The sequence below is a fragment of the Paenibacillus sp. RC84 genome (assembly GCF_041260495.1).
Lineage (GTDB): Bacteria > Bacillota > Bacilli > Paenibacillales > NBRC-103111 > Paenibacillus_F.
The window spans coordinates 384,151-397,408 of the sequence record NZ_JBGBYL010000003.1 but is presented as its reverse complement, the minus strand read 5'-3'; the positions used below and the strand labels follow the sequence as shown (position 1 = coordinate 397,408).

Sequence of the window (13,258 nt, the reverse complement as noted above, 5' to 3'; positions counted from 1 at the left end):
TCACCACCCCAGTACTTTTCGGATTTCAATATCGGTCGTGTAGCCGCCGCTGCCCACTTTGTGGCTTGCACTCTCGATCAGGTATTTACCGTCGAACCGGTTCCATCCCTGAAGAAGAAGGGTGACCCCGGAAGCCATGCGGACATCCCCGGACAAGGAGAGGCTCGCTTTTCCGGCTTCTTTGTTCTTCTCGCGCAAGCTTTTGGCCGCAAGACGCATAGCCGCCGCCTCGGAATCGACCTGTTCGTTTATTTTCAGCACGGGTCCTTCCGCCGGAGCGCCCGGAGGCACGTACAGGGCCTGATAAGTTTTGTTTTTCACGGAGTCCGAATAGGTGACCTCGCAGGCCCGGTAAGCGGTATAAGCCGTGCTCCAGCCGAACTTGTGACTCGCCACGGCGTCTTCTCCGCGGACGAGGGTCAGCGCCGGATCTTTTTTCTCATACTCCGCCTCATCGAACATGACGAGCTGGCCTTCGGACACTTTTACCGCAATTCCTTCTTTCATGGCCTGCTCGTTCAAAAAGCCCAAATCGGACTGATCGGCCTGTTCCAGCCTCTCATAGGAAGGATTGACGTCAGCCGAATAGAACAGCGTCAGTCCGGCCGCTCGTGCCACATCGCCAGCCAGCGTGCGCAGGGTGACGTTTTCCCACGCTTTCGTGCGCTTTTCCTGACGGATGCCGGAATCGACGGGCAGCGAAACAGCCTTAATGCTTACGGTGTCCGGCGGACCTCCGAAATCGAAGGAATCGACTTCAAACGTCCCGCAGGGAAGCTTCTGTTCTTCTCCCGGATAACTCCAGCCAAAGGTCCTGATTTCAGCCTTGATCGTATCTCCAGCTGACGGTGACCAGGGCCCCTGCCAATTTTGCAGCCTGTCCTCAAGCGAAAGTTGAAGATCGTCGAGCGATCCCGGCGCCGCATCATTGTACGTAAAATCCACAAGAGAATCTGCCAAGGATTGGGTGATATCTTTCCCGTTGTACTCGATGACCAGCTCCGCCCTTCTTGCGTCCAATACGTCGTTCATACGGGATCCCTCCTTTTCCAAGGTGGGAGCGTATCCGACGACTGGGCCGGTTTAGGCGGAATTTCAAGTGTGATGCCGGCCGGAAAAACGACGATATCCGCATGTTTCTCGTTAAAATTCAAGAGGAGCGGCATAAACCGCTCGCTCCCGTAAAACTGATAAGAGAGCCCATCCCAGGTATCTCCTTGAATTGTGGTGTAAATCATACAAAGCTCACCCGCGCTTTTTGACGTAAATAGGTGTTGAACTCTCTTTCGAAATCCCGTCTCGTTCTCTGCTCCATCTGCTGGACAGCCGCCTGATCGGCATTTCCGTAGAAGTTATAGGAGGGGTTAAAAACAAAGGCCCCGCTTCCGGACGAACCTCCGGCAGGCGAAACGCCCAACATCCGGCCTGCGGCCGCATACAATCCGCGGCTGCGGTCCGAATTGTTGATCGGAATGATGACCTCGCGGTCTCCTCCTTCGCCGATCCAAGCGAGCTCGGGACTCGAGACAATCCCGCCATAAGCGTAACCGTTAAATGAGGTTCCTTTGGGGGAATAGCCTGTCCCGATAAGCGGATAACCTTTAAACGTATATCCTTGAGAGGGAGAGCCTGTTCCGGAACCCGGATTACCTTTATTTGTGGTTCCTTGGGAAGAAGAACCCTTTGCGATAGTCTGAATCGTCGGGATATTCATCCCGAAAGTTCCACCCCCGAGCCAACTAGGTACATTAATGCTCAAACCGTTTAATTTTGAGATGCCTGAATTGATGGTATCAATGATGAAATTCATTCCATCAATTGCCCCGTTTTTTATATCCGTCCAGAGATTACTGAAAAAAGCTCCTATGCTTCCGAATGTGCCCTTCATGGCAGTCCACAGATCATACGCTTTCGCTTTCACCGTATCCCAGTTTTTATAAAGGGCAATTCCCGCTGCTACTAAGGCCACTAATCCGATTACGACCAATGTAATAGGATTAGCTAGAAAAGCTAAGTTCACTCCATTTTGGGCGGCGGCCATCCCCCACAATATGACAGTTGTAGCTATTTGCTGAGCCTTAAAAACTGCCATGACTGCCACGTTTTTCAATAATGCGATAGTGTTCTTTCCTAACGCCAGCGCAGATTTCCAGCCCTGAGCAGCGAAATTATACATGGCTACTATAATAGTCCCTGTCATTTTGCCAGCCGCAACAACCGACTCAAGGCCCGCTTTCACAATGCTTTTGACAAAGGTTGTGACAACTTGATAACCTGCTGATAAAGCTTGCAAGCCCGTTTTGACTAGAGCAGGTCCGAAAACCAAGGTTAGAACCCCAGCAACCCCGAGGATGGCTTTTTGATGCTCTTCAAGAAAACCGGTAATAAATGAACCAATTTGAGGTCCCATAGTCATGACCGTGTTAAATACTTCGTTAATCGCCGTTTTTACAGCCGGAATGGCAATGATAAGAGCATCTGCAAACTGTGATAATACAGGCATGGCCATATTTTGAATAGGCTGTATAATCTCAACAAAAAGTTGTCTGCCTACCATTCCAAAAGCATTACCTAATGTGTCATATTTCACAGTAGAAAGCTGGGCCATCGTATTTTTGGTCATATCAAATTCACTTCTTGCCGAGCCCATAGCCATAAGCACATCCTGCTGCAGTCCTTTAAAGGAAGAACCGAACAATTTAATGCCGATTTCATTACGTTTCATCGGATCTTTAATTGCGGCAAGGGAAGCTGCTACTTTATTGAAAGCGGCTTGAGCTTCCGGACCGCCTTTCGAGAAAACTTGGGTCATACTCTTAGCATCCATGTTAAGGGCTTTAAATGCCGCAACGCTATCTTTGCTTCCACTTGTTGAGTTTATACTAAACTCTTTCATGGCACCGCCGACAGTATCTAACCCGGATGCGCCCAGCTTTGTTCCCAAACCGAAGGTATTGAACATTTGATCGGCGGAGAATCCCATCGTTTTAAAATAGGCTCCGTATTTATTCACGGAATCCAAAAGGTTTCCGGATTTCTCCAGCCCCTTCTGCGCGCCCTGAGCAAACAAGTTATAGGCTTCTGTACTCGTAATACCGAAATCATTCATCATATATTCCGCGGAAGCGGCGGAAGATTTTACATCTTTTCCGAATACGTCTTTAAAGACAATCGCGTTTTTAGTCGTTTCCTGTAAAGCGGCACCTTGTTGATTAGTCAGCTGTTTAACGGTGGATAGTGAGCCTGCAAGCTCATTCCAGGTACCTCCGAGATTTTGCTTATACAAAGCTTTCGCTGAAGCCTCCAGCTCAACCATCTCGGTTTTACTGACTCCTGTGGATGCTTGAACTTGCTTCATGGCTACATTAAATTCATCGATTTTAGTGACAACGTTCATGAAAGAAGTCTGAATGCCTTTTATAGTCTTAAGTCCATTGGAAAAACTGTCAAAAGTCTTCTTAGCTTTCTTAAATGCAGAATCGGTTTCTTTCACGTCTTCACGAAGCGGCTTTAACAGATCAGGTGGAATATTAACGACAACTAACTGTTGAAGTGTATATTGGACATCTTTCACCATTTTTGTGACGTTCGCCACGGAGGCCGTATCCAACTGAAAATTTACTGTCGCCGGAAGATTAGTTCCATTCGCCATCTAGTCTCACCCCCTTTTCGCGGTTACCTCCTGTATCGGCTCCGTCCATTCCAGCAGCTCGGCTACCGGAAGACTGAGCCAGTAAGGAATGGGCGTCTTGGTGGCAACCGAGAAGGAAGCCACCAGCTTGCGCAAGGTGCGTCCCCCTTCTCTGCCCATCCCTAGCCCAGCAAAAAATTTTGTGCCCTGACAATAATTTTGGAGAAATCCTTGCCGGGAAGCGCCTTGATCAGATCCACGGGGACTTTGGCCGCGCGGGCGGCTACCAAGGCTTGATACGCCTGAGAAATTTGCTTTACTGGCACGACTTCGTTTCCGGAGGACATCGTGTTCATTTGTCCCTCGCAAGAGAGCAGGTCTCCGCCCGTCAAGCTGTCGAAATCGAGCAGCAGCTCGGTATATTCGGTTCCCTCAAAAGTAAACGGCCGACTGAGCTTATAGACACGCTCATCGACCGTTTCGGTTTGACCTGCTTCTGCGGCTGGAGTTTTGGTTTTATTTTCGGACATGGATTAATTTCTCCCTTCGGATATCGGATGGATTGGAATTAAAGTGCGAGATCCGCGCGGACGGATGCGAGCTGATCTTTGCCGTTTACGACAAAAATGTAGTTGAATTTGTCCACTTCCAGCATGACTTTGCCGCCTACGGACACTTTCAGGTAAACGACTTCAAACTCGGTAGAGCCTTCCATCGCCGCACCGACTTCGAGGCTGCCCAGCGTACCTGTTTTAGGGAAAGCGCGGACCGTAATCTTGGCGCCTTCGGTTGCGTAAATACCGGTCGCCGTATTATAGGACTGCTGGGAAGCGCGGAAATCGAGCGCATGCGCTTCGGGAGCAAGAAGCTCCAGAGCGGCCGGGTCCATCGTATTCCAGGTCAGCGAACAGGTCATCGGACCGAATTGGCCGATCGTCGGGCTCTCGACTTCACCCGCGATGCCCGCACCTTTTACGGATTCGGAAAGATATTCGAGGCTGGGCAGTTCAACGGTCGCTACTCCCAGAAACTGACTGCCGTTCTTATATACCGTATACCCTACAATTTTATCGCGTACTTGTTTAGCCATTGTGAAATTCCTCCTTAGGATTGGATGGCGCCGAGATACTGCGCATCATATTCGATTTTGAACTGGATTTCCTGAGCCGGGCTCGGCGGTGTAACGAAAATGTGGAACTTCAGCTTGCCGTTCATCAGATCGGCTGCGGGATTCTCTTCTTTGATAAACTCCACTCGGCCTCCGAGGATATAACCGCTCGCCTGAAGACCGTTCATCCAGATGTTCAGGGAATCCGTCACGGATTCAACCAGACGTTTGTTGGCAGGATCATCGACATGCTTCCAGTACGTCAGGATGACCGAATTTTGGATCCAGTCGAACATGCGGCGGACCGGAATAAACGCATTCTGCGGGTCCGTAATTTCCGGGAAAGCGGCCGTGCGGTTGCCCCATGTCTTCCAGCCTCCGACAAAGTTCAGCGCGGTGAAGATGCCTTGATTGTTCAAATATTCGGCTTCGTCCGGTCCAAGAGGAAGCTCGGTGCCGTTGTCCAGAACCGTTCCGTCGGCTTGGAGCAGCTTGTTGGACGGCGAGCGGTGCGGCACGCCATCGCTTTCCAGATCGGTCCGGCACATGACGCCGGCCAGGTGCGTAGAGAAGCGGTACGTACGGCCGTCCTTGGTCACGTTCGGATAAGCGGCGATCTGGCGCTCGCTGGCATACCCGTTTTCTTTCTTGAAAACGGCAAGGTCGGTGAACGGACGGTCGGCAGGCAGATCCGTCAGCGCCATCGCTTTGAAATGACCGTTGATGCTTTCCGCTTTAGCGGCCAGAACGGATGCGACTTGCGGATCGTGAGAGAAGCCCGGAGCCAGGACAAGCGTCGGAATGAGCTGGAAACGCGGGAAAACCTGCTTGATCAGATCCAGCCCGGTCACTTCGCCGGTAGCCGCGTCCGTACCGCCGATCAGATCGGCCGCCGTCACTTTGGAGCGGTCCAGCTTGTCATAGCCGACTTTGAGCGCTGTTGCGGCGGGGCTGATAGCACCGCCTTTCACAGCGGAAAGCATCAGACGGCCTTTTTTATCAAAAGCCAGCGTGTAATCTTTCTCTTTGTTGTAAGTCGTCGTACCGTCTGCGGATTGAACCGTTACGCTGGAAGGCAAAATACCCTCGGCGCTCAGTACGGCCATTCCCGCTGTCACAACCGCTTCGGACGGAGCGGCGGACGTTTTGTGTTCGGCCGGATCGAGAACGTTGATCAGCACAACCGGCGCCTGCTTGTACAAGCGGAAATGCGAGTACATGAATTCGCTCAGCGTGTAAGACTCCCAGTCCTCCGAGTAGCCGAAAGCATCTACTGCCTCGTCCCAGCTTTTGCAAAGGACCGGCGTATTCACCGGCGCTGCGGCCAGTTTGGACAGATGAACGGGCGCCGTACCGAATACGACCGGAATGGTCGCCTGCGGGGATACCGGGGTCATGACCGAGAAAGGCACCTCACTTGTATAAATACCGTGACGTTCTGACATAGTTAATAATCTCCCTTCGAATGTGAACAAATTGGTTTAGGTAGAACTCTTAATCCTTACACGTTAAAACCTGAAGCTGCTGCGGCTATTTAGCTTCCCTACGATTTAGTCGTAGATCAGATCCTCGCGTACCGGCGACGGCACGTTCCATTCGGTCACCATTTCGGCCGTCCACTGCGGGTAAGCCTGCGTATTGGCGAGTTTCCATTTCAGCGGACGCTGAAGCTCGAACATCCCGCCGATGATTTCCTTCTTAAGAACGGCCTGGCGTACTTTCTCGATCAGATTCAGCACGTCCGCATAGCCGAACGGATCGGTCGAGGAAGTTCCGAAATGAAGCCGGACCCGGACGGACCCTTCTTCATTCCCGTCTTCCCCTTCTACCGCCCGGAGCAGCACAAAAGGAAATAAGCTATCCGGCAGCAGTTCCGCGGGTTCGTCCGGCTTGGCCGGCGGAAACCTTTCGGCTCCGGGAAGCCAGCCGACATGGACGGTCACGGGCCGTTCGCCCGCCCCGGTGTCCCGCACCGATTGTTCCACGAAGCTTTTGAGCGTCTGGAGCAGAATGTTCGTACTCACCGGGCTTCACCTCCACGGATGCAGCTGTTGGCGTTCTCCGGCCGATGCGGCCGCCTCCTTTTATCGCGGTTTGTTTTCGTATTCACCGCCTCCTTTCAATCATTAAAAAAATCCGTCGTCACCGGCTGGGCGGTTACGGGGGGATTTTCGGGTCAGGCAACCGAGAGAGCTTCGGATGATCCGGTGAAATAAAAAAGCAGCCGGGCTATAAAAGCCGATGGCTGCTGATTGGAGTGTTTTCCGGTGTTCGTGTGTCTCTCTCGATTTCCTATGTTATAAATATACCTGACTCTGAAGCAACTAACACATGATTTTCCCATAAAAAACAAACAACAAAAGCATAGCTTTTTTAAAGTAATTTTATCGGGTAAGGATGTCCTCCAGCCTGCCGGTCATCAAGCCCCCACAATGAAACCTGAACCAAGCGGCATCCCCTTAGTGAGCTCCCCCATTAAATTATACCTGCACAGGATCGCCCGCCCAGCCGAAGCTCTCGAACCACAGGCTCTCCTGCCGGTTCAAAAGGGCCTCGCGCACATAGGGCACCATTTCGGCGGGAAGCGCGTTTTCCGGGAACCAGCGGAGCTCTTCGCACTTATGAGGCTCCATGTTGCCGATCTCGCCCTGCCAGCCGCGCGCCCTCAAGAAAAAGTCGATCCACTCCGAATTCGTGTTTTTGCGGTGCATAATGCCGGTGATTTCCAGATCCTCGGGCCGGATGTCAATTCCCGCCTCTTCCTTCGCTTCCCGTATGGCGGCGGCTTTCACTTCTTCTCCGCCGTCGATTCTTCCGGCTACGACACTCCACTTCCCGTCCGCGAACCCCGTATTTTTTCTCTTTAATAGAAGCGTTTCCCCATTGCGGGACAGAAAAACATGAACGGAACCGTAAAATATAGGTGTTCTCATTTTAAAACCTCCACGGAATTGAACATTAAGCAAAACTTTTCTGAAACATATTTCGTTTCATATTATGAAAAACGGTTTAGTAGTAAGTGGATCTTTGCGGATTGACCTGCAAACTCCTAATTTTTGACTTTAAATTTATGAAAACAAACGCTTTTCCCCTTAAATTTCAAACATTCTGTGTCGGAGGTTGATCGTTTCCAAAAAAAAATTGAAAAATCTATCGTTTTTTTAAGTTTCCTTTAATATTCGTAATTTATACTATTTTCAAAGATTGATCTATCTTACAGGAGGTAGAAATCACATGAAAACCATTATCGTATTTAACAATCAAAAAATACCCGTCTTTTATACAGAAGCGAGCAAAAAAGCATTAAGCCTATTGAAAATTGCCCTGGAAGCGAAGTGGAACAACGGAAAACGCGCTGTAAAGACGTGTCTGGAGAACCTTATCTCCATCGAAATCGAGGGAACGGAAGCGATTCTGCACTCCCGCCGCGAAAGCGATACGCTTGCCTTGTCTCTTTATTAAAAACTCAATCACGAATAGTTGAGCCGGCCTCTTACATACGGCCCCGCGAAAAAGATCCCGTCCGGGATCTTTTTTGTTGTTTCCCTACTCGGAAATTTTCACCCGCTTAACGCTTTTCGTTAATCGCTTCATTGCGGAGCGCCTGTTCGAAATCGGCGATGGTCTTTTTAAGCAGCGGCCCTTTATGGCCCGAAAGCATCCGTTTATTTTCCTTCTTCAACACCGCCAAAATAAGCTCTTTCTGATCCCGGCTGAGCAGCATGATCCCAACCTCCCTTTCCCCGGCAAATCTTTTGCACGCCCGCCGTCAGGCCGGCTGTCTTCCCTTCCCTTCTAACGAGGGTCTCATTATTTTATCATGTTCGCTGCTCGGCGGGATAGACCCGGGAACTTTGCAAGACTTCTGTCATATTTTCCGCGCTAGTTTGATATAGATACAATATCACGGATGACAAGCTATGCGAGCTGAGCCGAGCATGATACCTTTCCTAAGGAGGCAGTGTGAAATGAACGAACTGACCCTAACAGTCCGACCCAAAATTCAGCGGTTCCTGAACGGAACGAAGCGGCTTTTCATCGACGGAGAATTCGTCGATTCCGTTTACGGGAGCACCTTCACGACCCCGAACCCGGCAACGGGCGATATTTTGGCGGTCGTGAGCGAAGCGACCGAGGAAGATATCGATCTGGCCGTTAAAGCCGCCAGACGCGCTTTCGACGAAGGCCCCTGGCCCGGGTTAAGCGCCGCGGAACGGAGCCGGCTTATTTACCGGCTGGCCGATCTCGTCGAAGACAACTTGGAGGAGCTTGCCCAGCTCGAAACGCTCGACAACGGCAAGCCGATCGCGGAGACGCGCGCCGCCGATCTGCCGCTGGCCGTCGAGCATCTCCGCTACTTCGCCGGCTGGTCCACGAAAATCGTCGGCCAGACGATCCCCGTCAGCGGCGGGTACTTCAACTACACGCGGCATGAGCCGGTCGGAGTGGTCGGACAGATTATCCCGTGGAACTTCCCCCTGCTCATGGCGATGTGGAAGCTCGGCGCCGCGCTGGCTTCCGGCTGCACCGTCGTGCTCAAGCCGGCCGAGCAGACGCCGCTCTCGGCCCTCTATCTCGCCGGGCTGATCCAGGAAGCGGGCTTCCCGCCGGGCGTGGTCAACATCGTGCCGGGCTACGGCGAAACGGCGGGCCAGGCGCTCGTCAACCACCCGCAGGTCGACAAGATCGCCTTCACCGGCTCCACGGAAGTCGGCCGCTCGATCATGCGCCAGGCTGCCGACCGTCTGAAGCGGGTAACGCTGGAGCTGGGCGGGAAATCCCCGAACATCATCCTCCCCGACGCCGATTTGTCCCGGGCCATTCCGGGGGCGCTTTCGGGGATTATGTTCAACCAGGGGCAGGTCTGCTGCGCGGGCTCCCGCCTGTTCATCCAGAAGAAGATGTTCGACAACGTCGTCGCCGACCTGGTGCTGTATTCCCGCAAGCTCAAGCAGGGCGCGGGCCTCAGCCCCGACACCCAGATCGGGCCGCTTGTGTCCGAGGAGCAGCAGAACCGGGTGCTCGGCTATATCGAGCGCGGCCTGGAGGAAGGCGCCGAGCTGCTGACGGGAGGGACGAATCCGTTCGAGGAAGGCTATTTCGTGGCACCGACGGTTTTTGCCGGCGTTCAGGACAGCATGACTATCGCCAAAGAAGAAATATTCGGGCCCGTCGTCACGGCCCTGCCTTTCGAGGATCTGGACGATGTGATCGCCCGCGCCAACGATACGGATTACGGACTGGCCGCCGGGCTGTGGACGGAAAACGTCAAAAATGCCCACTACATAGCGGGCAAACTCCGAGCGGGCACCGTCTGGGTCAACTGCTACAACGTGTTCGACGCGGCTTCTCCGTTCGGCGGCTACAAGCAGTCCGGCATCGGACGCGAGATGGGTTCCTATGCGCTGAACAATTATTGTGAAGTCAAAAGCGTCTGGATCAATATGAACTGAACCGGATTTTACGGCTTAACCGAGTCAAGCTCTGTCCCCCTGCGGGATAGAGCTTTTTTTCAAATAAGAGCGGCACGGTTAATGATCGAAATATACGATTGATTCTATCAAAACTTTCGAATTTCCCGATTTCATCTTTCCTTGTATGCTGGAGTAAGAAATCAGTCCAAACGACGGAGGTATTCCCATGAAAGAAATTGCCGCAAGAATTCACGACAGGACGTATGAGATTGCGTCCCTTTTGGAACCGGTAAATGAAACGCTTCTCGCGAGGCGGCCCGGAGCGGACAAATGGTCCGTTAACGAAATTCTCGGTCATCTTTGCGACTCGGCTCTGAACAATCTGCCGCGTTTTATCGCCACCCGGTATGCCGAGCAGCCTGCTGTGTTCCAGCCCTACAATCAGAACGAGTGGGTAGCCCTGCAGGATTACCGGCACACTCCTTCTGAGGAAATCATCGGCTTGTGGGGAAGCCTGAACCGCCAGGCTGCGCGGGCTATCGCGTCCGTCACCCCGGAGCAAGAGGATCTGCTCTGCAAAATCGGAGAAAACGAACCCGTTACGCTCCGCTGGCTCATCGAAGATTATGAAGAACATCTGGAACATCACTTGGGACAGATTGTCCGGTTGAAAGAGCGCCTCGAAGGAGAACTTTGAGACCTGCCGCTTCAGGAAATACCTCAGTCGTTTTTTTGTACCGCGCAGTTCCCGGCGCGCTGTGATTCGCCCTGTGACGGCAGTCGGTCGATCCAACTGCGGTTTTTCCGCACCGCGCGGGGCTCTCGGCGTGAGGCGCTTGCTGCGTGACGTGATCGGTCGAGCGCAACCGCGGTCAAATGCCGCCGCTCCGCACGCCCTACGGCGCGGCGCGGAGTGTGAATCCCCGCGCATCCGTCCGCTCGAAGCCGCCCCCGCATAGGTAAAGCTCCTTCGCGGGTTCGTTAGATCGTCCTCCGGCGCCGAAAAAGCCTGTTGATTATTTCAACAGGCTTTTCTCTCTGCCTCCAAGGTTTCAGTCTTCCATCGTCAGCACGATTTTACCGCGGCCGTGGCCGATTTCCATCTCCCTGTGCGCTTCGGCGGCCTGGCTCAAAGGGAACGTTCTCCGGATGTGAATGAAGAGCTGTCCCCGGGTATACAGCTCAACCAGCTCGGCCAACCGCTCCGCCGACCGTCTGCTGCGGATCCAGCGGACTCCGAGTTCGCCGGCAAGCTCGAAGGCGACCGTCGTCGCGATCCGGTTCCGGTCGGGAACGAGTTCCGCCGCCGCAAGCAGTCCGTCCGCTCCCCCCGCGTCCAGAGCGGCGTCCACTCCGCCCGGCGCGAGTGCCCGGACTCGCTCGGCAAGTCCCGGTCCGTACGTGACCGGAATGGCCCCTATCGAGCGCAAATAGTCGTGGTTGGCGGGGCTGGCCGTTCCGATCACGGTTGCTCCCTTCGCGCGGGCGGCCTGGACCGCAACCGTTCCCACTCCGCCTGCGGCCCCGTTGATCAGCAGCGTTTCGCCGGGGCCTACGGCCAGCTCTTCAAGCGCCGTGAGGGCCGTCTGCCCCGCTCCCGACAGGCCGCCCGCCGCCTCCCACGGCATCGTGTCCGGCTTCCGGACGAGCTGATCCTGAGGGACGACGACATATTCGGCATACGTGTACTGCATGCGGAAGCCGAGCACCTCGTCCCCGGGCGTGAACGCGGTCACGCCGCTCCCCGTCTGATCCACGATACCGGCGAACTCGCCTCCAGTCACGTGAGGCAAAGAGACGGGAACGCCCTGGGGCCGGAATCCCGCACGTATCGCACAATCTACCGGCTGGACGCCCGCCGCCTTGACCCGCACTCTCACTTCCCCTTCGCCTGCCTGCGGCGCTGCAATCTCCATCGGCTCCAGAACCTCCGGAGGGCCGAACTTGGTAAACCCCATTGCTTTCATCCTTGTTTCCTCCTCTTTCTACGGCTGCACGTGCTGCACTTATAGGCCGCCTGGCGCTCAGTGTCTCAGTTGTTGCCTGCTCTCTTACCTGCATTTTATAATGGAGATCTCCTAATAAAAAATACATCTTACCGCATATCACTCATTCCACCCAGTATATAAGAGGAGGGGCGTATGGAAATTTTGCAGCTCCAGTACTTCCGCACAGTCGCCAGGCTCGAGCACATGACCAAAGCCGCCGAAGAGCTTCACATCGCCCAGCCCGCGCTGAGCAAAACGATCGCCCGTCTCGAGGGCGATCTGGGTGTGCCTTTATTCGACCGCCAAGGGCGGAAAATCACCCTCAACGCGTTCGGGAGAGCCTTCCTGAAAAAAACGGAGATCGCCCTCACCGCGCTGGAAGAAGGCCGTAAAGAAGTCGCGGATCTGGCCGGGATGGAGCAGGGAAGCATCTCCGTCGCTTCGCCGATCCTTAACCGGCTGTCAGGCCCTTTGGGCGAATTCCTTGCGCTGTATCCTCATGTCCGGCTGCGTCTCACGCAGGCACCGACGGAGGAGTTGGCCGGGATGCTCGAAAGCGGGGAAGCGGATTTCTGCTTCACCGCTTATCCGGTCGGCCGGCCCGGTATCGTCGAGGAGCCGGTCCTCAGCGAGGAAGTTTTTCTGGCCGTACCTCCCGGGCACCGGTTGGCGGACCGTACGAGCATCGCATTGAGCGAAGCGGCCGGGGAGCCTTTTATCGGGTACAAAAAAGAGCACGTCTTCCGTAAAAGGGACGACGCGCTGTTCCGGCAGGCGGGCATGACGCCCGATTTCGCATGCGAAGTCAACGAACCGTCGGCCAAAGCGGCGCTCGTCCACGCAGGACTAGGCGTCGCCTTCGTAGGCGCCTGCAACCGCAGCGAAGAGCCGCCGACGACACGGATGGTGCGGATTCCGATTACGGACCCCGTCTGTTTAAGCTCTTACCAGCTGGCCTGGCACGAAAAGCGCTATTTGTCCAAAGCCGCGCAAAAATTCCGGGACTACATCCGTCATTACTTTTCGGCCGGCACGGAAACGGAAATTTGATCCGGGGCTGCGATGGGGCTTTTTGTCATCGTCTTACACATTTTCCCTATTCAGGACGATCCGGACC

General features: G+C 54.0%; 15 protein-coding genes. 4 read left to right on the top strand and 11 right to left on the bottom strand.

All coding sequences use genetic code 11. From position 1 onward, the window contains the following. From ABH899_RS09125 to ABH899_RS09085, 9 genes are all read right to left on the bottom strand, one after another. Positions 1-1,032 (bottom strand): phage late control D family protein, encoded by a 1,032-nt coding sequence (locus ABH899_RS09125; RefSeq protein WP_369995696.1) that lies wholly within the window; start codon positions 1,030-1,032, stop codon positions 1-3. After that, positions 1,029-1,238, bottom strand: a complete 210-nt coding sequence (locus ABH899_RS09120) for a tail protein X (protein ID WP_218229914.1) — start codon at positions 1,236-1,238, stop codon at positions 1,029-1,031. Before ABH899_RS09120 ends, ABH899_RS09125 begins: the two co-directional genes overlap by 4 nt. Further along, positions 1,235-3,652 carry a phage tail tape measure protein gene (locus ABH899_RS09115; RefSeq protein WP_369995694.1) on the bottom strand — a complete coding sequence of 806 codons (2,418 nt, stop codon included), beginning with the start codon at positions 3,650-3,652 and terminating at the stop codon, positions 1,235-1,237. Before ABH899_RS09115 ends, ABH899_RS09120 begins: the two co-directional genes overlap by 4 nt. A 6-nt stretch (positions 3,653-3,658) precedes the next feature. Continuing rightward, a complete protein-coding gene (locus tag ABH899_RS09110) occupies positions 3,659-3,787 on the bottom strand; it encodes a hypothetical protein (RefSeq protein ID WP_369995693.1) in 129 nt (42 codons plus the stop codon). A gap of 26 nt (positions 3,788-3,813) precedes the next feature. Further along, positions 3,814-4,161 (bottom strand): phage tail assembly protein, encoded by a 348-nt coding sequence (locus tag ABH899_RS09105; protein ID WP_369995692.1) that lies wholly within the window; start codon positions 4,159-4,161, stop codon positions 3,814-3,816. A gap of 38 nt (positions 4,162-4,199) precedes the next feature. After that, positions 4,200-4,721, bottom strand: a complete 522-nt coding sequence (locus tag ABH899_RS09100; protein WP_042228246.1) for a phage major tail tube protein — start codon at positions 4,719-4,721, stop codon at positions 4,200-4,202. Positions 4,722-4,735: 14 nt separating this feature from the next. Further along, positions 4,736-6,184: a phage tail sheath family protein gene (locus ABH899_RS09095; protein ID WP_369995690.1), complete on the bottom strand. Its 1,449-nt coding sequence runs from the start codon at positions 6,182-6,184 to the stop codon at positions 4,736-4,738. Positions 6,185-6,289: 105 nt separating this feature from the next. After that, the gene (locus ABH899_RS09090; protein WP_218229910.1) at positions 6,290-6,763 is read right to left on the bottom strand and encodes a hypothetical protein; all 474 of its coding nucleotides are present in this window, start codon (positions 6,761-6,763) and stop codon (positions 6,290-6,292) included. 456 nt (positions 6,764-7,219) lie between these two features. After that, positions 7,220-7,672 (bottom strand): NUDIX hydrolase, encoded by a 453-nt coding sequence (locus ABH899_RS09085; RefSeq protein WP_369995689.1) that lies wholly within the window; start codon positions 7,670-7,672, stop codon positions 7,220-7,222. 301 nt (positions 7,673-7,973) lie between these two features. Here ABH899_RS09085 and ABH899_RS09080 point away from each other — a divergent pair, with 301 nt between their 5' ends. Beyond that, on the top strand, positions 7,974-8,201 hold the full coding sequence (locus tag ABH899_RS09080) for a hypothetical protein (RefSeq protein ID WP_009675610.1): 228 nt from the start codon (positions 7,974-7,976) through the stop codon (positions 8,199-8,201). Between the two features lie 106 nt (positions 8,202-8,307). Here the strand turns inward: ABH899_RS09080 and ABH899_RS09075 are convergent, their stop codons facing one another. Next, positions 8,308-8,463, bottom strand: coding sequence for a hypothetical protein (locus ABH899_RS09075; RefSeq protein WP_218229909.1), 156 nt, complete (start codon positions 8,461-8,463; stop codon positions 8,308-8,310). Between the two features lie 244 nt (positions 8,464-8,707). On the opposite strand from ABH899_RS09075, the gene ABH899_RS09070 reads away from it, so the two are divergent. Beyond that, a complete protein-coding gene (locus ABH899_RS09070) occupies positions 8,708-10,192 on the top strand; it encodes an aldehyde dehydrogenase family protein (protein ID WP_009675474.1) in 1,485 nt (494 codons plus the stop codon). Positions 10,193-10,379: 187 nt separating this feature from the next. Further along, on the top strand, positions 10,380-10,850 hold the full coding sequence (locus tag ABH899_RS09065; protein ID WP_369995687.1) for a DinB family protein: 471 nt from the start codon (positions 10,380-10,382) through the stop codon (positions 10,848-10,850). A gap of 355 nt (positions 10,851-11,205) precedes the next feature. Here ABH899_RS09065 and ABH899_RS09060 read toward each other — a convergent pair whose 3' ends face one another. Beyond that, complete coding sequence (locus tag ABH899_RS09060; protein WP_369995686.1) at positions 11,206-12,120, bottom strand: NADP-dependent oxidoreductase; 915 nt, start codon at positions 12,118-12,120, stop codon at positions 11,206-11,208. Positions 12,121-12,294: 174 nt separating this feature from the next. Between ABH899_RS09060 and ABH899_RS09055 the strand changes: the two genes are divergently transcribed. Continuing rightward, positions 12,295-13,191: a LysR family transcriptional regulator gene (locus tag ABH899_RS09055; RefSeq protein WP_369995684.1), complete on the top strand. Its 897-nt coding sequence runs from the start codon at positions 12,295-12,297 to the stop codon at positions 13,189-13,191. Positions 13,192-13,258 lie beyond the last annotated feature (67 nt).